A 16,342-nucleotide genomic window follows, 5' to 3' on the forward strand; every position below is an offset into this window, starting at 1 on the left:
GCCTCCTAGTCTTCGTACTTTTTGATCAGCAGGCTGGCGTTGTGTCCGCCAAAGCCCAGGGAATTGGTGAGTGCGTAGGGGATTTCCATCTCCACGCCGTTTCCTGTCACATAATCCAGATCACAGCCTTCGTCCGGCATCCGATATCCTGCTGTAACATGTACAAAATTATTTTCCATCTCTTTTATACAGGCAATAAACTCCACGGCTCCTGCTGCCCCCAGCAGATGTCCGATCATGGATTTTGTAGAATTGACTTTCATTTTATATGCATGTTCCCCAAATAACTTCTTGATGGCTCTTGTCTCAAATAGGTCGTTGTGGTGTGTGCTGGTACCGTGGGCGTTAATATATGTCACATCCTCCAGAGAGATCTCTGCTTCCTCCACCGCGTTCTTCATAGCTCTGGCCGCGCCTTCCCCGTCCTCTGCAGGGGATGTGATGTGATAAGCATCACTGGTTGCGCCGTATCCCACAACCTCAGCCAGTATTGCAGCTCCACGCTTCTTTGCATGTTCCAGTTCCTCTAAAACCACAATGCCTGCACCTTCCCCCATAACAAAGCCATCTCTCTCTTTGTCAAAAGGAATGGAACAGCGGTCCGGATCCGTGGATTTTGAAAGGGCTGTCAAAGCTGCAAATCCGCTGACACCCACCGGGGTAATACAGGATTCCGCGCCGCCGGCTACCATAATATCCGCATCGCCGAACTGGATGGTCCTGTAAGCTTCACCGATACAATGGGTACCGGATGCGCAGGCAGTCACCACATTGATACTCTTTCCCTTTAAACCAAACTGGATGGACACGTTTCCTGCTGCCATATTGGAGATCATCATGGGGACCATCAGCGGATTTACCCGGTTCGGTCCCTTTTCCAGCAGTTTCTTGTGCTCTCTCTCAATCGTCTGCAGGCTTCCGATGCCGGAACCGATGGAACATCCCACCCGGTACGGGTCCTCCTCTTCCAGGGAATACCCTGACTGGGCAATGGCTTCTTTTGCTGCTGCCACTGCGTATTGGCAGAACAGTTCCATACGTTTTGCCGCTTTCACATCCATGTATTCCTTGCCCACGAAGCCTTTTACTTCCCCTGCAAGATGGGCTTTATATTCTGAAGCATCGAATTTGGTTATCTCTCCGAACCCGTGCCTTCCTTCTTTTATGCCGTTCCAGAATTCCTCTACGTTTAATCCCAGCGGGGTAATGGCACCCATTCCTGTCACTACTACTCTTCTCATGAAATCCTCCTATATGTTCATACCGCCATCCACACTGATGACCTGGCCGGTAATATAATCTGCTTTTTCTGATGCCAGAAATACCACCATGTCGGCAATATCTTCCGGTTTTCCGAATTTTCCAAGGGGTATCTGGCGGCAGGCTGCCTCTTTGATATCCTCTTTCAGCACATCCGTCATCTCTGTCTCCACGAATCCGGGAGCTATGGCGTTGACTGTGATCCCTCTGCTTGCCAGCTCTCTTGCCATGGTCTTTGTAAGTCCGATGACCCCTGCCTTGCTGGCCGCATAATTGGCCTGGCCGGCGTTCCCCAGAATTCCCGATACAGAGGAGATATTGATGATCTTTCCGCTTCTCTGCTTTAACATCTGGCGGGAAGTGTGGCGGATGGTATTGAAAGCCCCTTTCAGGTTGGTCTCAATGACCGCGTCAAAATCCTCCTCTTTCATTTTCATGATCAGGTTATCTCTTGTGATGCCTGCATTGTTTACCAGGATATCCAAATGTCCGTATTCTTTTATCACGTGCTGTATCATTTCCTGGCACGCCTGGAAATCCCCCACGCTGCACTGATACAGGGACGCCTGGCCTCCCTGGGCTTTGATCGTATCCACAACTTCCTGGGCACGTTCTTCGGAACCGTTATAATTTACAACCACTGCTGCCCCCTGTGCTGCAAGGGCAAGTGCAATGGCTCTGCCTATGCCGCGGCTTGCTCCTGTCACTAAAGCTGTTTTATTTTCCAACATAATACATTCCCTCACTTTTCAGGCTCATACTGCCTCTATTCTCTATCTGCTGTCTGGTTTTTCAGCGTTTCCACTGCTTTTTCAAAATCCTCCACGGTCTGGATATTCAGCATTTTTACATTCCTGCTGATTTTCCGCATGAAGCCGCTCAAGGTCTTGCCAGGTCCGATCTCCACGAAAGTATCCACTCCGTCCGCGATCATTTTCTCCACGCACTGCTGCCATTTCACTGAGGAGGACACCTGCCTTACCAGCAGCTCCTTTACCTGGGAAGCTTTTGTCACATACTCTGCCGTCACATTGGTGGCGTAGGGTATCTTTGGCTCCCCAACCGCAACATTCTGAAGGATCTCTGCCAGTTTTTCTCCGGCTCCTGCCAGCATGGCCGAATGAAACGGCCCTGACACGTTCAGTGGAACGATCCTTCTGGCTCCCAGCTCCTTCAGCTTTTCGGAAGCCTTTCCCACTGCCCCTTCTTCCCCGGTGATCACAATCTGTCCGGGACAGTTGTAATTGGCTATGGAGACGATTCCTTCCGTCTCCCGGCAGGCTTTTTCGATGACCTCTGCGTCTGTGCCCATAACCGCGGACATGGCGCCGCCTGCGGGCACTGCCTCCTGCATGAAGATTCCCCTTTTCCTTACCACATAGAAGGCATCCTCCAAAGAGAGGACTCCTGATGCGATACAGGCTCCATACTCGCCAAGGCTCAAGCCTGCGCTCACATCAGGCATAAGGCCTTCCTGCTCCAGTGCCTTTAATATGGCAGCTTCCACGCTCAGCATAGCAATCTGTGTGTACTCTGTAATATGAATCTCCTCATTCTCCGTAAAGCAAATCTTGGGGAGATCCAGGCCGGAAACCTGGCTTGCTTTCTCTATCACCTGTCTGCAGACAGGCATTTTATCGTAAAAGTCCTGGCCCATTCCCACATACTGTGCTCCCTGGCCCGGAAATATAAATGCTGTTTTACTCATATGGCTCAAACTCCTTTGGCTGTAGAATATTTTGTATTTCAAAGTAATTATTTTTAAAAATAGAACCTGCCATGGCAGTACAGACCGCCGCGGCAGATTCCATCCATCTGCACTATACAGTTACATTTATTCTTCAACGCCCTTATTTTTCAGATACTCCATAACAGCGCCCACAGTTGTCAGTTCCTGTAATTCCTCAGCAGGAATTTCTACGGAATACTCATCCTCAAGTGCCATAACCAGTTCGAATAAATCCAGAGAATCTGCTCCTAAATCATCCTTGAAATTTGTTTCCGGATTGATTTCGCTTTCTTCACAATTTAACTGCTCTGCAATGATTTCTCTCATTTTTTCTAACATGATTTCTTATTCTCCTTTAAAATACATCTTATTCAAATCCATCTTGTGAATTTGTTTTTCTGATTTGATTTTTTGAAATACTTTGATGACCAAAGTATATCTTCTTTACCACCATTTGTCAACCCTTTTCTAAGGGTAACTGTACAGTTACTTCTATGTTTCAAATTTTATCTGTTTTGATACACTTAGGGCAATCCCCATTTCTATCATAAGAAAGAGAATAGATGTACCTCCGTAACTGACAAAAGGCAGTGTGATTCCGGTAGTTGGAATCAGGTTGATGACCACGCAGATATTCAGGATGACCTGAAGGGCAATGTGGAAAAATATCCCGCTCACGATCATGGAACCGTACAAGTCCGGCGCATTCTGTGCAATGAAAAACAGCCGGTACAAAAGATAGCCAAACAGTGCCAGGACGATCATCCCGCCAAACACCCCAAGCTCTTCACAGATGATAGAGAAGATCATATCATTCTGTGCTTCCGGAACCGGTCCCAGCTTCTGCACACTGTTGCCAAGCCCTTTCCCGAAAAATCCCCCGGAGCCGATGGCATACAGGGCCTGCATGATCTGATAGCCGCCATCCTTAGAATATTGCTCAGGCTGCAGCCACACCATGATACGGCGGAGACGGAAATCCTCAATGTTGCCCACACCGCTTCCCAGTGTCATATGCAGGATAATGATCACAGCCACAATTACACTACCCAATATGGCTCCGCTGATCAGAAACGGCTTCATCTTTGGATGTGCCATAAATATCAGAAGTACAGTGATGGCTCCGATTATAATACCTGTACTCAGGTTATCTGTCAAGAGGAAAGCTCCGAGTGCAAGCACACCGCCAACCGCCAATAGCAGGACCATGGACTGCCACTGCTTTATCTTCCGCCCTATCTTGATGATCAGACAGGGAATGAACGTGATCACAGCTATCTTGGCAATCTCAGAGGGCTGGAACTGTGTCCAGGATGGACCGAATTTCAGCCAACGCTTTGCACCGTTGACTGTAACACCAAGCGGTGTGGGAACCAGACACATCAGGAACATGGATACCATGTAGATAATGGGTGACAGGTGAAACAGCACATGATAATCAAATCTTGAAAGCCACAGCGCAACGCCAATACTGACCGCACTGATCACTGCCTGTTTCCCAAAATAAGCCATATCACTGCCCCTCTTTACCTGTGCCAGATAAGAACTGGTACTGTAAAGCATTACCAGGCCAAAGCAGGTGAGAAGAATAACCACTGCCACCAGATTAAAATCATAGTAGCGGACTCTGTTCGCAAATCTGCCTATGGGCTGGCCTCTTTTTCTCTTTTTTGCTGTTCCGGCTTTTTTAGCCACATTTAATGCCATCTGTTTCCTCCACTTTACTCACATCTGTCGTGCCTTCTTAAAATGACGCCTTGCATTTTATGCTGTCTTATATCCTCAGGGCATATTTCATAAGCTCCCAAAAACCTGTCTCCGTCTCACTTTCCCGGTTCATGACCTTTCGCACCAGGACCGGATTATCTGTGATGATATTATCCACTCCCACATCCATCATGCGCTTGATGTCACCACGGTAATTGACTGTCCAAGCATGGACTTCTTTACCCAGGGAATGTGCTTCTCTGACAAAGGCTTCGTCAATGTAGGTGTACTTTACGCTGAAAAAATCCGCTGCTGTGATCCGTGAGACACTTCCGTATGTCATGGTCATGATGTAGCCGGTTCTGATATTGGGGTTTGCCTTTTTCACCTGCTGCAGAAAACCATAATTCATGGAAGTTATGACACAGTGGTCTTCAAATCCATTCTGTTCGATGACCCTGACCACCTTTTTTACAATGCCCTTATTTTTACCATTATACTTAATCTCTATATTTAAGTCCAGTCTTCCTTTACAAAATTTTAAAACCTCATCCAGAGTGGGGATTTTTTCACCTCTGAACTTTTTATGGAAACTGGAACCGGCATCCAGTTTTTCAATCTCCGCGTATTCCATTTCCCACACATTTTTGTTGACACCTGCAGTCCGCTTCAAAGAGTTGTCATGAAGCAGCACCAGCTCCCCCTCTTTTGTCTCCTGCACATCTATCTCTGCAAAATCCGCGCCGCTGTCAATGGTATAGCCCAGAGAGCTTATCGTGTTCTCGGGTGCCATCAAAGCCCCGCCCCGGTGGGCCGTAACTCCCATGGTAGTCAGCTGGCTGCTCACCACACTGTCATGGGAGGAAGCCAAAACCACAAGATAAGCCCCCTCTCCCATAAGCAGTATCAAGGTAAGTGCCGCAGCGATCTTACGCCTGCCCACTTTTGAAAACCAGATATGGTTTCGGATGATCGCCTCCATGGCAGCCTCCGTCTGGGGCTGTACGTGGAATCTGGCATATATCACGTACACAAATGCCAGGCTGCAGATCAGCTGCACCGCACCGGCAAAGATCCCAAGGCCCATGTCGATCCAGCTGCTGTATATGAGCACTGTACTGACTACCGAGGAACCGGATTTTGTAAGCATGGCAGCCCCGGTCATACCTGCCAGCACCAGAACGTAGACCACGGCGATAAATACCAGCATTCCTATATGAAGCAGGACAAATCCGCCAAGCGTTTTTTTCCACTGCTTTTTCAGCAGCCTGAGACCATCCTTCATTCCCTTAATACTCTTCTGCTCCTCTAAAAGACAGTAGGGCAGGGAAAAGATAAATAAGAAGGAGACCAACAGTATGATCCCCAAAAGGCCATACAAGATCCAGTGCGGCCTTATCACTTTATAGATCTGTCTGGCCGTAAATTCCAGAACTCTGATATATGAAATTTCCCGAATGAGAAAATACATGGACAAAAAGGGAGCCGCCAGAATGATACATAAAAACCAGGAAACATGACTGTTTTTCAGAAAATCCCAGGAACGCTTCACACCTTCAATGAGCATATCACTGATATAAATCTTCCTGCCCTGATAAGAGTGGCGGAAACAGGACAGGAGGGCAGAGATCTCTATCAAAAACAATAAAAGGATAAGCACCAGAATCCCCAGCAGCAGCACAATGGACAGAGGACTTGCCAGAAATTTCAGATAGTTTTCCGCTGTGAGGTAACTGAAGTTCTGTGCTTTCAGTGAGTAATTGACTGCAGCGGAGACAGCGTGCATCACCAGCAGAAAGGATGCCGTCCTGTAACCTGTCTCAAAAAGTATAAGACTTACCATATTCTTTTTTACTGCTCTTAACATACTTCTGAAAATCTGCTTCATGCCCTGTCACTTCCCGCCTATGATTCTGTCAGCCCACAGATGCCGCGCTGGCCGTTTCTTCTATTTTAACAAATATTATACCCGAAACACAAGTATACAAATAATTATTTATGCTGCAAAGCAAACCTTGACTTTCTCCCCCTCTATATTATAATGAATTTAGGTAGTTAAAAACATGTAGTGGAGGGTAACGTTATGACACCAGATGAATTGTATACGCAGGCCAAGGAATCTTCGGTCCTGTCACAGGAAGTAACCGATACTTTATTGGAATCGCTGGAGTACAGCAGTATTTCGTTTCTAAACCAGGCCGTTGAGATCCTCAGTGTTTTCCGGGCACGTCTGGAGCGTGGGGACAGGATCACTGTGGAGGATTCCGGAGATGTCTTAAATCTGAAAAGCTTTCGGAAATTTGTGGAAAATACATTTTCCGACTATATCTATGATCACGTATTCGCAGAGGAACGTGAACAAAAGAGGAGCTATTTCCATCTGGATGCCTGTGAGGGCGGATACTCGTTGGTACTGGCCGAAGATGGCAAACAGAATCTCTTTGAATGGATTTCCTCACCCAATGAGAGATTTTCCTTTGTCTATATGAAGGCCACCAATATTGTGTACATAAAAAATATCCGCACAGGAGACTATTTCCCATTTATATCCGAAAACGGAAAATACTGCAGGTATGACAAAGTACAGGGAATGCTTGTGGAAGTTTAATAAAGATGCCGCCGGTTACTGTTTGATATGCCCCTTGTCCTCTTGACAAGGGGCATATCATTAAGTGATCCAGCGGCATCTTTTTTCTAAATATAATTATTTGTACAGTTCATCCAGGTCATCCTGGCAGAGTGGTTTCACACCGTTTTTTGTCAGGGCTTCGATTGCTTTTTCATTGTCACCTACTCTTAAGATCATACATGCTTTATCTTTCACGCCCGCGGTGAAGGCATATGTGTATTCCACATTGATCTGATTATCCCCCAGAATCTGCATCACCTTTCCAAGGCTTCCCGGTTTGTTGGAAATGGCTATGGCCAATACCTTTGTGATGGAACAGATGTATCCGCAGTCTTTTAAAACTCTGACTGCGTTAAAGGGATCATCCAAGATCAGGCGGATGATTCCGAAATCCTTGGTCTCAGCCAAAGACAAGGCCCTCATATTGATCTTATTTTCATTCAGAGCGTTCGCCAGCTCTGCCAGCATACCCGGTTTATTTTCCACAAATACGGAAATCTGTTTTACTGTCATAAAAATCCCCCCTTTTTCTAGTAAAGATTGCGGTTATCAATCACACGTTTTGCTTTTCCTTCGCTTCTGGCAATGGTCTTGGGCGCAACCAGTTTCACAACGGCATAGATGCCCAGCATGGACTTCAGGGCCTCGATCAGCTCCCGCTCTCTCACTTCGATCTCGCGGATGGAGTCAGAGAACATTTCCGGTGTCATCTCCACCTGAACTTCCAGCTTGTCGCTATTCTTTTCGCGGCTCACGATGATCTGGTAGTTAGCCGGATAACCCTTGTTGAGAAGTACGGTTTCAATCTGGCTTGGGAATACATTGACGCCTTTGACAATGAGCATATCATCACTTCTGCCCATTGGTTTGGACATGCGCACATGAGTCCTGCCGCAGGAACATTTTTCACGGTTCAGCACGCAGATGTCTCTGGTCCTGTAGCGGAGAAGGGGGAATGCTTCTTTTGTAATGCTGGTAAATACCAGTTCGCCCTTCTCTCCGTCCGGTAGCACTTCACCTGTGGCCGGGTCAATGATCTCAGCAATAAAATGGTCTTCATTAATATGCATACCACCCTGTGCGCTGCACTCAAAAGATACACCAGGGCCGGAAATCTCTGTGAGGCCATAGATATCATACGCGCGGATTCCAAGCTTGTCCTCCACATCACGGCGCATTTCCTCACTCCAAGCCTCTGCTCCAAAGATACCTGCTTTCAGCTTGATCTTGTCCCTGAGGCCTCTCTCACAGATGGTCTCTGCCAGGTACGCCGCATAAGAAGGGGTGCAGCAGAGGATAGTGGAGCCAAGGTCACACATAAACTGTATCTGCCTGTCCGTATTTCCGGAGGACATAGGGAGTGTCAGAGAGCCTACCTTGTGGGAACCGCCGTTCAGACCAGGACCGCCTGTAAACAGTCCATATCCATAACATACATGTACCACATCCTCTTTTGTACCGCCTGCAGCCATGATCGCTCTGGCGCAGCAGTCATCCCACAGATTCAAATCATGCTGGGTATAAAATGCCACCACTCTTCTGCCCGTAGTGCCGCTGGTTGACTGAATACGCACACAATCAGAGAGAGGGACTGCCAGCAGTCCGTAGGGATATGCCTCGCGCAGGTCTTCTTTTGTCAAGAAGGGAAGCTTATGTAAGTCATCCACGGATTTGATATCCTCAGGCACTATGCCTTTTTCTTCCATTTTCGCTCTGTAATAGGGCACGTTGTCATATACATGCTTTACCTGTTTTGCCAGGCGCTCGTCCTGCCACTCCCGAATCTGCTCTCTTGAGGCACATTCGACTTCCGGCTGATAATAATTCTCCATTACTGTAAATTCCTTTCCATCCATTTTACTATAAAAACAACATCCCGGACCATATTTTGTTTCGGTCCTGACACGCCTGCCGCCGAAACCTGTCCCGCAGCGGCTCGTTTTTGTTATTATACCATTTTAGCGCTTCAGCGTAAAGAATATTTAACATTTTATGCTTTCTTTCATAAGATATTACTGTATAAGTAAATAAAAAGGATAACCAGATATGGAAAAATGTCGAATGAATTATCAGGGCGTCCGTCCGTATTATCCGCCGAACAGGGAAATGCCGGCCCGGGACAACTGCGGCCGCCGTACACCCTGCGGCTGTAACTGCGATATGGTAGACAACACTTCAATCTATGAACATGCCGATAAGCTGCCGCTTACCATGGCATATGTACCTATGCAGAAATACAAAAAAACATTTGAACTTTGCAAAGGCCTGCAGATGGGAACCATCTTCCCTGAACTGTGCAAGCCATTCTGCGGAAAGAGAGGTGGCTGTCGATGAAAGAATGCAGACGCAGTAAAGCGCAGTTAATGCAGCTGATCAATGAAGTCAGCTTTGCTGTCAACGATATGAACCTCTATCTTGACACCCATCCGGATGACAAGTCCGCCATGGAATTTATGTGCGATAAAATCCGCATCCGCGAAGAAGCACTGAAAGAATATGCCATGTACTATGGCCCGCTTACCATTGTAACTGCTGATGATGACTGCAGCAACTCCTGGGATTGGGTGATGCAGCCGTGGCCTTGGGAATAGAAAGGAGTTTGCTAGAATATGTGGAATTATGAGAAGAGATTACAGTATCCGATTAATATTAAGACTCCGAATGCCAAGGCTGCTTTGTATATTATGAGTCAGTATGGTGGACCGGAGTGTAATAACCTATAATAAAAATTCATAGTAAGATCGAGTAAATCCGGCGCATAACCGGGCGCCGGTCCGGTGATTCCTATTTGCATTTCCGGTCTTTGAGTAACACTACAATAATTCCTGTGCTGACAATGATTTGCACGACGTCTAATATAATTTCTATGGTAGCCATACAGCCTTGACGAGTAAAAAATAAATTAAAAAAAACCTCCCACTTTACGTGGGATTGCGAGATAATAAAACTGACCAGAGAATTATTTCTTCGCAACCGCATAAAGAAAGGAGGTTTTTATCATGAAAACAAAAGCAAAGATCACCAGAAATACACCAAAACTGTCGGTATAACACATCTTAGCGAATGGGCACATAGAGGTTATCAAGGGGTTGCAATTCGTCAAAATTGTCTACAGGCTTTTATGGCCCGCATAAACTAGATATACTAATTATATGTCCATAGAATTGAATTTGGAGATATGTTGACGAATAGCCGGCACTGTAATGGTGCCGGCTATTTTACTATTCATTACTTTTAGGCGCAATTTGGGGTGGTGTTATAATTGGCGCTTGACCAAATGAAGAAGTAATTTCTGCAATTAATAATGATATTCTATTCATTAAATTTCCTAACACAAATTGACCGTGTTCTCGAAATTCATCTGCAAGATTAATTTCTTCCCAATTATAATCTCCCTTTTTTTCTTTATCGAATCTAAGGATTGCGCCAAACGATACCGAAAGATCAAAGACTTCCTCTGGTTCAAATTTCAAAGCTCGTTTTACAATCAGTTTAACAATGTCTTGGTTGACTCCCGTTTCAATATTATCAATACAATTTAATATATATTCTCCTGTTTCTTCCCTTCTATCAATCCTATTATAAAATACTTTTTCCAAATAGAATTCTTGTTCCGTTTCAAAATAATCTTCTAAATTATGAATCATTAACTTATCATCTCCTCACTATATTTCATTCTTACATTGTCATAAGACGGAGCAAGCCCCATTTTTTTTACATATTGATATGTCGATTCCGTTTTTAATCCTTCTGCTAATATTATAACCGTATTTTGTGTGTTTTTTTCTGCATTATGTTCCTCTGAAACATACTCTTGAATAGCTTTTTCTACAGAAGCATTTAACGTAGTATCATTTTTCATTGCCACAACTGCCAATCTTTTATGCAACTCTGGATTTATACGTACATTAAAAGATCCTTTGTATTCTTTGTCTGGTTCTTTCCCCACTTCTTTACAAAATTCCAGATAATCATCCACTGCCTCATGGAATTCTTTTTCTACATCTTTTATATTCTCACATTCAAAATTTACTAAGTCATTGATACCCTCTATCTTTCCCGTGAGCACCAGCTCCTCTGCATCGAATTCTACTTTTGTATGATATCCCTTATATTCTAATATATTATTTTTCATTTTTATAATTCTCCCAGATTAAGTAGAAACTCTACTAAATCTTTCACTGCTCCATTTTTCATAAGATCATCCGGATGCGGTTTGTGTAGCAAAATAGCCTTTTGGTCTTGCTCCCTATAAAATTTCACTCTTGAGCCAGACGTTTTTCCTTTATGACATTCTACGAATCCTAGTTGAGACAGTAAAGTTCGCGCTTCCGTATAAGTATAATCTTTAGGTTTCAATTTTATTCTTTCTTTTGCTTTGCTAAACTTACTCATTATCCGAGGCCCCACCCCTTTTTGCAACTGTTTTATAGTTACACAATACACCTTTTCATTTGTCTTGTCAATAAAATTACACTATTTACAATAAAAATCCAGCTTATCATGTAGCGACCTCCAATCGTTATATTTTAGCTCTAACTTTTGGCAACCACACACTCATCGCTGAGGCTATTATTATGCCACAAACTCGACGTCGAGCCGAATCACAGCGTCACTATTTAAGAGCACCTGAACTATCGGTATAACACATCTTACCAGACTTGTCCACATAGTAGACCTTACCACCCGTGCGCACCAGTTCATCCCCAGCCATAGCGCCGTTGGCTTTGAGATAATACCATTTCCCATTATCCTGCAGCCAGCCTATCTGCATCCAGCCGCTTCCATCAAAATGGAACCACACGCCTCCGATCTTCTCCCAATCATTTTTAATATATCCGCCGTCTGCATGACGGTACCACCAGCGGCCATCGCGTACCTGTATCCAGTTATTCTTTTTCAGGTATACAGATACTGCGGATTTTGTCTTCTCGCCGACGCATCCATCAGGATTCACGCCTACAAGGCGCTGCACCCGGATGGTCTGTGCCTCTGTATCTGAGCCAAAGTCTCCGTCCGTATTTACATTGCTGCCGAATGTGTTTAATGTTTTCTGCCATACGGTCACCTCTGCTCCCGTATCTCCTTTAGACAGCCATCCTTTCGCATTACCTGTAGGCGCGCTACCAGACAGAGTGTTACCGGTAATACCGGCAACAATGGCATTTGCCATTTTATCCGCTGTATACTTTGAGGCATCCCCTGCATTGTCGCAAAAGCAGCACTCCACCAGGAGCGCCGGACTTGACGTATGCCCCAGCACATAAAGACTGGGGTTCGTCTTTACGCCTCTTTTTGTATACCCCAGCTCTCCAATCCGGTCTACGATCCTCTGGGCATAGGATTCAGCCGCAGAGCCCCAATTGTAGATAAATACCTCTGTTCCGTGCGCCGATCCATTATAGCAGTTGAAATGGATGGACACATCCAGATCCACGGCGTGAACATTGCATTTTGCCACGATTGCGGCTAAGTTCCCGTTCACTGTGCCGGAATTCTCATCTGTACAGTCATAGACGGTATGCCCCGCCGCACGTAGCTTACTGATCACCAAATCTTTTACCTTCCGGTCCTCTGCTATCTCTGAAAATACGCCCGAAGCTCCCGGAACCTTAAAGTTATGCCCTGCATGTACATTGATTCTCATTCCTTTTTCCTCACTTTCCACATTCAAAATACCCTGATGTATTTTCAGTATCTTTCTCCATACCCTTTACCCGCAGCCCATCCAGTATGATTCGGATTCTCCTGTATGCCTAACCACTCCACATACTCTGCCATGCCCCGCTTCACATAGTGGAAACGAGGATCTACACATGTCTGCTTCAGCGGCTGGTTACAGGCATACGCTTTTAAATGCTGGACCTGCGCGCGGATACCCAATTGCGGACTGGCGAAGCTGTTACCCTTCTCTCCCTTTTTGGTCACGCCCATACCGCAGAAATTGTTCTGGTCCAGCGTCACCGCAGAGCCGGTGAACTTAAAATTCCCAGTTTCCAGGCAGGACTGTGCAAAGGCGATATCTCCTTTGACACCCTCTGCTTCCCCTTCTGACAAATACAGGGGCATCATGTCCAGTACCGACTATGCCGCGGAGGGGTTCACACTTTTGAGGTACTCCCGCATCTGATCTACCGATGCAGTAGCCCTCCCCATTATCAAAACACCCATAAATCTCTCCCTTCCCCGGCGTTGCGCCGGCGCAAATCAATCTGATAAAACAGGCACGCCATAATCAACGCAGCACTGATGCTCTATCTTGCATCCCCGTGCGTTTTCCCATCCAGGAGCGAATACAGCTGCATCCGCTTTGTCCAATGCCTCAATGCTCTTCGAAAGGTACATTAAAGGCCCCCATTCAGGGTTGTCAAAAAATGTATCCAGTTCTTCTACATCTCCATACCGTGTTTTTACGGCGATCATCATTTTCTCTCTTTCTGTCTGGATTTCTTCGTCACTTCGCCCACGCATGGGCTGAGATATAAATATTTTCATAGTTGTGTCTTTCTCCGACTGTTGCGCCGGCGCAAATTGAAGAGAGCAATCACTCGCTCTCTACCTCTGGAATACCTGCTACGCTGGTCAGAATGCTCACCACTCCCGCTACAACTGCAGATGACACAACCATCTTCCAGTCTACGGACGCGATCACAGCACTTGTTCCAATAACACCCACTGCCGTCTGTGCCATAGTCCTTACTGCCCTTACGCCTGCCTTTTTTGCCCATTTTACAGTATCTATCGATACTCTAAATACATTGTTTTTAAACATGATCTTCACTCCTTCTATAAATATTGGCCTACTATAATAAGTAGTCCTGTTGCCAATGCACCTGCAACAACACTCACAACTGTTGTAAATGCTGTGCGTTTGGCACTGTTCCATCTCTCTGCGGGTTCCCTTTCCAGCGTATCCAGGCGACTCCCCTGATCTTTTTGCTCCTCCATCATGCTGCGCATGTTTATGGCAAGCTCCCGGACGGATACTGCAAGCTCCTGAATAGTTTTATTCTGCTCCTCCAGGTCAGTGGCCCTGTGCTTAAGGGAACCAATTTCTTTGCCATATTCGGCCAGTTTTACAGCAATTTCCTCGTCTGTCACATGTAGAGTCCTCCTTTTTTCTGCATAATTAAATAGGCGTTTGCGAAACGCCGAAACCCGCATAATTGCGGTGTTTTTTCTTGCATAAAACAAAACATCTCCTCAATGGTTTATGTTAAAATAGAGTTACCTAGAAACCATTTTAACCGCCACCATAAAGGAGATGCATATATATGATATCATATAAACAGCTCACTTTGGCAGAAGTTTTTGTAAATTGCCAAAATAAATTTGATAATGACAAATATCAGTTCCTCGCTCTACTTGATGAAACCATTAATCTCGATGAGATTGTTCCTTCTTCGTTTATTTCTCATTTTCACGCTTCCACTGGAAGACCTCGCAGGTATCACCTTTATCCAATGCTTAAGGCCCTTCTTTTGCAGCGTGTTTTCTCAATCCCGACTGACACTCTTCTGATCATTTTTCTCAAGTATTCTCAGGAACTGCGTGATTTCTGTGGTTTTGATGTTGTCCCTGATGCCTCAAAATTCACCCGCTTCAAACAGGATTTCCTGATGGACTTACAATCTATGTTCGACCACATGGTTGATCTCACCGAACCGATATGCCAAAAACTAGATTCTCATCTTGCTTCTATGACCATCTTTGATACATCCTGTATCGAAGCATGGGTTACTGAAAATAATCCTAAGTATGCAAATCGAATCATCAAACAGCTAAAAGCTTTTGCAAAGACAAATAACCTTGATAAGAGCTACGATCCTTATAAAGCTGCTTACGGTTCTATGCCTACACATGCCGCTGCTAATCAGGCGATCCAGCAGATGTACATCAACGGACATTTCTGCTATGCCTATAAATTCGGCATTATAACCAATGGTCTTGGCATTGTACGCGACATCACTTTCTATAACAAAGATTTTCTTAATGCTCATCCAGATATTGTTGTTGAAAAGAAATCTGATTCGCCAGATGAAGATAAGTCCCTTGCGGACTCCAAAGCATTACTCCCTGTTTTAATTGACTTCTTCCAAAAACATCCTCTTATTGACCCCAAAGTTTTCCTTGGTGACGCTGCCTTCGATACCATTGAAATCTACAAATCTCTTTTTGGTGATATTGGATTTGAAAAGGCGTTCATTCCACTTAAGGTAAAGCTGGCTATGGAAGGCAGTGACTATACCATCAATGAAGATGGGATTCCCTGCTGTCCCCACGACCCTTCTCTTCCAATGAAGAGGGAAGGAAGTAAATCTCATTTAAAAAGCAAACTTCTAACTATAAAATTTGTGTGTCCAAAAATGAAATGGGCGAGGGATAAAGGATCCGGAAAAACCTTCCGTAAATGTAACTGTGATGATCCTTGCACAACCTCATCCTGCGGACGAATGATATACATTTATCCAGAAAAATTTCTTCGTGCCTATCCTGGTGAAGAACGAGGCTCAACAGAATGGGTCGACACTTATAGTTGAAAAATCCATCAATCACTTCAAAGACAGTTTTTGCATCGCTGGCCACAAGACTCAGAATGAAAAAACGCTTCATGCTGACTTGCTTCTAGCCGGCATCGCTCAACTTGTTACAGTAATGGTCGCTGATAAAATTCATCAGCACCAATACATCCGAAGCCTAAAACCTCTAATTACTTAACATCGGGATTTCATAAAACTTTTTGCTTCGTAGTGGATAGGAAGCTTTTTTGTCATGCCTAACTTTAAAGAAGTCTCTTTTCATACCCAAAATTGACGTGCAGCAGCAATTCTTCCTTGGTTTGAATTAAGATTGCGAACTTGTTTCGCAATTACCTAGCATAATTAAAAGACCGCTCTCACGGTCTTGCCCTGATTCCCATATTCCTCACCTCTTTTGGGGGTTAAATCATCGTCACACCACAACTTTTCCGATATGCTATGTCGATAATTCATAATTGGCGTACAAAACTCCGCTTT

The 16,342-nt window shown here is 45.0% G+C and carries 18 protein-coding genes and 3 pseudogenes; 5 read left to right on the forward strand and 16 right to left on the reverse strand.

Going from position 1 to position 16,342, the window contains the following annotated elements; translation table 11 throughout:
• Positions 1-5 precede the first annotated feature (5 nt).
• From fabF to C6P39_RS27200, 6 genes are all read right to left on the reverse strand, one after another.
• Positions 6-1,241: a beta-ketoacyl-ACP synthase II gene (gene fabF / locus C6P39_RS27175; protein WP_095172418.1), complete on the reverse strand. Its 1,236-nt coding sequence runs from the start codon at positions 1,239-1,241 to the stop codon at positions 6-8.
• Positions 1,242-1,250: 9 nt separating this feature from the next.
• The gene (gene fabG, locus C6P39_RS27180) at positions 1,251-1,991 is read right to left on the reverse strand and encodes a 3-oxoacyl-[acyl-carrier-protein] reductase (protein WP_095172417.1); all 741 of its coding nucleotides are present in this window, start codon (positions 1,989-1,991) and stop codon (positions 1,251-1,253) included.
• Between the two features lie 35 nt (positions 1,992-2,026).
• Positions 2,027-2,968: an ACP S-malonyltransferase gene (gene fabD, locus C6P39_RS27185; protein ID WP_104805804.1), complete on the reverse strand. Its 942-nt coding sequence runs from the start codon at positions 2,966-2,968 to the stop codon at positions 2,027-2,029.
• Between the two features lie 126 nt (positions 2,969-3,094).
• A complete protein-coding gene (gene acpP / locus C6P39_RS27190) occupies positions 3,095-3,328 on the reverse strand; it encodes an acyl carrier protein (RefSeq protein WP_065541130.1) in 234 nt (77 codons plus the stop codon).
• Between the two features lie 153 nt (positions 3,329-3,481).
• Positions 3,482-4,696, reverse strand: a complete 1,215-nt coding sequence (locus C6P39_RS27195) for an FtsW/RodA/SpoVE family cell cycle protein (protein ID WP_242987160.1) — start codon at positions 4,694-4,696, stop codon at positions 3,482-3,484.
• 67 nt (positions 4,697-4,763) lie between these two features.
• Positions 4,764-6,584, reverse strand: coding sequence for a glycerophosphodiester phosphodiesterase (locus tag C6P39_RS27200; protein WP_104805805.1), 1,821 nt, complete (start codon positions 6,582-6,584; stop codon positions 4,764-4,766).
• Between the two features lie 195 nt (positions 6,585-6,779).
• Here C6P39_RS27200 and C6P39_RS27205 point away from each other — a divergent pair, with 195 nt between their 5' ends.
• Positions 6,780-7,304, forward strand: a complete 525-nt coding sequence (locus C6P39_RS27205; protein WP_095172414.1) for a hypothetical protein — start codon at positions 6,780-6,782, stop codon at positions 7,302-7,304.
• A gap of 96 nt (positions 7,305-7,400) precedes the next feature.
• On the opposite strand, the gene C6P39_RS27210 is transcribed toward C6P39_RS27205, so the two are convergent.
• Positions 7,401-7,838, reverse strand: a complete 438-nt coding sequence (locus tag C6P39_RS27210; RefSeq protein ID WP_018596575.1) for an ACT domain-containing protein — start codon at positions 7,836-7,838, stop codon at positions 7,401-7,403.
• A 17-nt stretch (positions 7,839-7,855) separates the two neighbouring features.
• Positions 7,856-9,157, reverse strand: a complete 1,302-nt coding sequence (locus tag C6P39_RS27215; protein WP_104806055.1) for a phenylacetate--CoA ligase family protein — start codon at positions 9,155-9,157, stop codon at positions 7,856-7,858.
• A gap of 214 nt (positions 9,158-9,371) precedes the next feature.
• Here C6P39_RS27215 and C6P39_RS28095 point away from each other — a divergent pair, with 214 nt between their 5' ends.
• The 3 genes and pseudogenes from C6P39_RS28095 to C6P39_RS28625 all read left to right on the forward strand — a co-directional run.
• Positions 9,372-9,659: a spore coat associated protein CotJA gene (locus tag C6P39_RS28095; RefSeq protein WP_242987161.1), complete on the forward strand. Its 288-nt coding sequence runs from the start codon at positions 9,372-9,374 to the stop codon at positions 9,657-9,659.
• Entirely contained in the window at positions 9,656-9,916 is a 261-nt protein-coding gene (locus tag C6P39_RS27225) for a spore coat protein CotJB (RefSeq protein ID WP_104805806.1), read from the forward strand. Before C6P39_RS28095 ends, C6P39_RS27225 begins: the two co-directional genes overlap by 4 nt.
• An 18-nt stretch (positions 9,917-9,934) precedes the next feature.
• Positions 9,935-10,033: pseudogene (locus C6P39_RS28625) on the forward strand (manganese catalase family protein); the annotation flags it as partial.
• Between the two features lie 513 nt (positions 10,034-10,546).
• On the opposite strand, the gene C6P39_RS27235 reads toward C6P39_RS28625, so the two are convergent.
• The 8 genes and pseudogenes from C6P39_RS27235 to C6P39_RS27270 all read right to left on the reverse strand — a co-directional run bounded on the left by C6P39_RS27235 (position 10,547) and on the right by C6P39_RS27270 (position 14,426).
• Positions 10,547-10,972, reverse strand: coding sequence for a hypothetical protein (locus C6P39_RS27235; protein ID WP_104805807.1), 426 nt, complete (start codon positions 10,970-10,972; stop codon positions 10,547-10,549).
• Entirely contained in the window at positions 10,972-11,460 is a 489-nt protein-coding gene (locus tag C6P39_RS27240) for a type II toxin-antitoxin system HicB family antitoxin (protein WP_104805808.1), read from the reverse strand. The genes C6P39_RS27235 and C6P39_RS27240 overlap by 1 nt, the downstream gene beginning before the upstream one ends.
• Positions 11,461-11,462: 2 nt before the next feature.
• Positions 11,463-11,720, reverse strand: coding sequence for a type II toxin-antitoxin system HicA family toxin (locus tag C6P39_RS27245; protein WP_104805809.1), 258 nt, complete (start codon positions 11,718-11,720; stop codon positions 11,463-11,465).
• Between the two features lie 220 nt (positions 11,721-11,940).
• Positions 11,941-12,972 (reverse strand): N-acetylmuramoyl-L-alanine amidase, encoded by a 1,032-nt coding sequence (locus C6P39_RS27250; protein ID WP_158661704.1) that lies wholly within the window; start codon positions 12,970-12,972, stop codon positions 11,941-11,943.
• A 50-nt stretch (positions 12,973-13,022) separates the two neighbouring features.
• A pseudogene (locus C6P39_RS27255) lies at positions 13,023-13,484 on the reverse strand (glucosaminidase domain-containing protein); the annotation flags it as partial.
• A 48-nt stretch (positions 13,485-13,532) separates the two neighbouring features.
• Positions 13,533-13,820, reverse strand: coding sequence for a DUF4406 domain-containing protein (locus C6P39_RS27260; protein ID WP_104805811.1), 288 nt, complete (start codon positions 13,818-13,820; stop codon positions 13,533-13,535).
• A gap of 49 nt (positions 13,821-13,869) precedes the next feature.
• Positions 13,870-14,097 (reverse strand): holin, encoded by a 228-nt coding sequence (locus C6P39_RS27265; RefSeq protein ID WP_104805812.1) that lies wholly within the window; start codon positions 14,095-14,097, stop codon positions 13,870-13,872.
• Between the two features lie 14 nt (positions 14,098-14,111).
• A complete protein-coding gene (locus C6P39_RS27270) occupies positions 14,112-14,426 on the reverse strand; it encodes a hypothetical protein (protein ID WP_104805813.1) in 315 nt (104 codons plus the stop codon).
• A 173-nt stretch (positions 14,427-14,599) separates the two neighbouring features.
• Here C6P39_RS27270 and C6P39_RS27275 point away from each other — a divergent pair.
• Positions 14,600-15,954 (forward strand): annotated as a pseudogene (locus C6P39_RS27275) (transposase).
• The last annotated feature ends 388 nt before the right edge of the window (positions 15,955-16,342 follow it).

The sequence above is a fragment of the Blautia marasmi genome, assembly GCF_900258535.1.
Taxonomy (GTDB): Bacteria; Bacillota; Clostridia; order Lachnospirales; family Lachnospiraceae; genus Blautia; species Blautia hominis.

What these genes read in the sequence shown, in the direction of transcription:
- C6P39_RS27200 (WP_104805805.1), bottom strand. Translation starts at nt 6,584, where the DNA reads ATGAAGCAGATTTTCAGAAGTATGTTAAGAGCAGTAAAAAAGAATATG.
- C6P39_RS27215 (WP_104806055.1), bottom strand. Translation starts at nt 9,157, where the DNA reads ATGGAGAATTATTATCAGCCGGAAGTCGAATGTGCCTCAAGAGAGCAG.
- C6P39_RS27225 (WP_104805806.1), top strand. Translation starts at nt 9,656, where the DNA reads ATGAAAGAATGCAGACGCAGTAAAGCGCAGTTAATGCAGCTGATCAAT.
- C6P39_RS27195 (WP_242987160.1), bottom strand. Translation starts at nt 4,696, where the DNA reads ATGGCATTAAATGTGGCTAAAAAAGCCGGAACAGCAAAAAAGAGAAAA.
- C6P39_RS27245 (WP_104805809.1), bottom strand. Translation starts at nt 11,720, where the DNA reads ATGAGTAAGTTTAGCAAAGCAAAAGAAAGAATAAAATTGAAACCTAAA.
- fabG (WP_095172417.1), bottom strand. Translation starts at nt 1,991, where the DNA reads ATGTTGGAAAATAAAACAGCTTTAGTGACAGGAGCAAGCCGCGGCATA.
- fabF (WP_095172418.1), bottom strand. Translation starts at nt 1,241, where the DNA reads ATGAGAAGAGTAGTAGTGACAGGAATGGGTGCCATTACCCCGCTGGGA.
- C6P39_RS27240 (WP_104805808.1), bottom strand. Translation starts at nt 11,460, where the DNA reads ATGAAAAATAATATATTAGAATATAAGGGATATCATACAAAAGTAGAA.
- fabD (WP_104805804.1), bottom strand. Translation starts at nt 2,968, where the DNA reads ATGAGTAAAACAGCATTTATATTTCCGGGCCAGGGAGCACAGTATGTG.
- C6P39_RS27250 (WP_158661704.1), bottom strand. Translation starts at nt 12,972, where the DNA reads ATGAGAATCAATGTACATGCAGGGCATAACTTTAAGGTTCCGGGAGCT.
- C6P39_RS28095 (WP_242987161.1), top strand. Translation starts at nt 9,372, where the DNA reads ATGGAAAAATGTCGAATGAATTATCAGGGCGTCCGTCCGTATTATCCG.
- C6P39_RS27210 (WP_018596575.1), bottom strand. Translation starts at nt 7,838, where the DNA reads ATGACAGTAAAACAGATTTCCGTATTTGTGGAAAATAAACCGGGTATG.
- C6P39_RS27260 (WP_104805811.1), bottom strand. Translation starts at nt 13,820, where the DNA reads ATGAAAATATTTATATCTCAGCCCATGCGTGGGCGAAGTGACGAAGAA.
- C6P39_RS27235 (WP_104805807.1), bottom strand. Translation starts at nt 10,972, where the DNA reads ATGATTCATAATTTAGAAGATTATTTTGAAACGGAACAAGAATTCTAT.
- C6P39_RS27205 (WP_095172414.1), top strand. Translation starts at nt 6,780, where the DNA reads ATGACACCAGATGAATTGTATACGCAGGCCAAGGAATCTTCGGTCCTG.
- C6P39_RS27265 (WP_104805812.1), bottom strand. Translation starts at nt 14,097, where the DNA reads ATGTTTAAAAACAATGTATTTAGAGTATCGATAGATACTGTAAAATGG.
- acpP (WP_065541130.1), bottom strand. Translation starts at nt 3,328, where the DNA reads ATGTTAGAAAAAATGAGAGAAATCATTGCAGAGCAGTTAAATTGTGAA.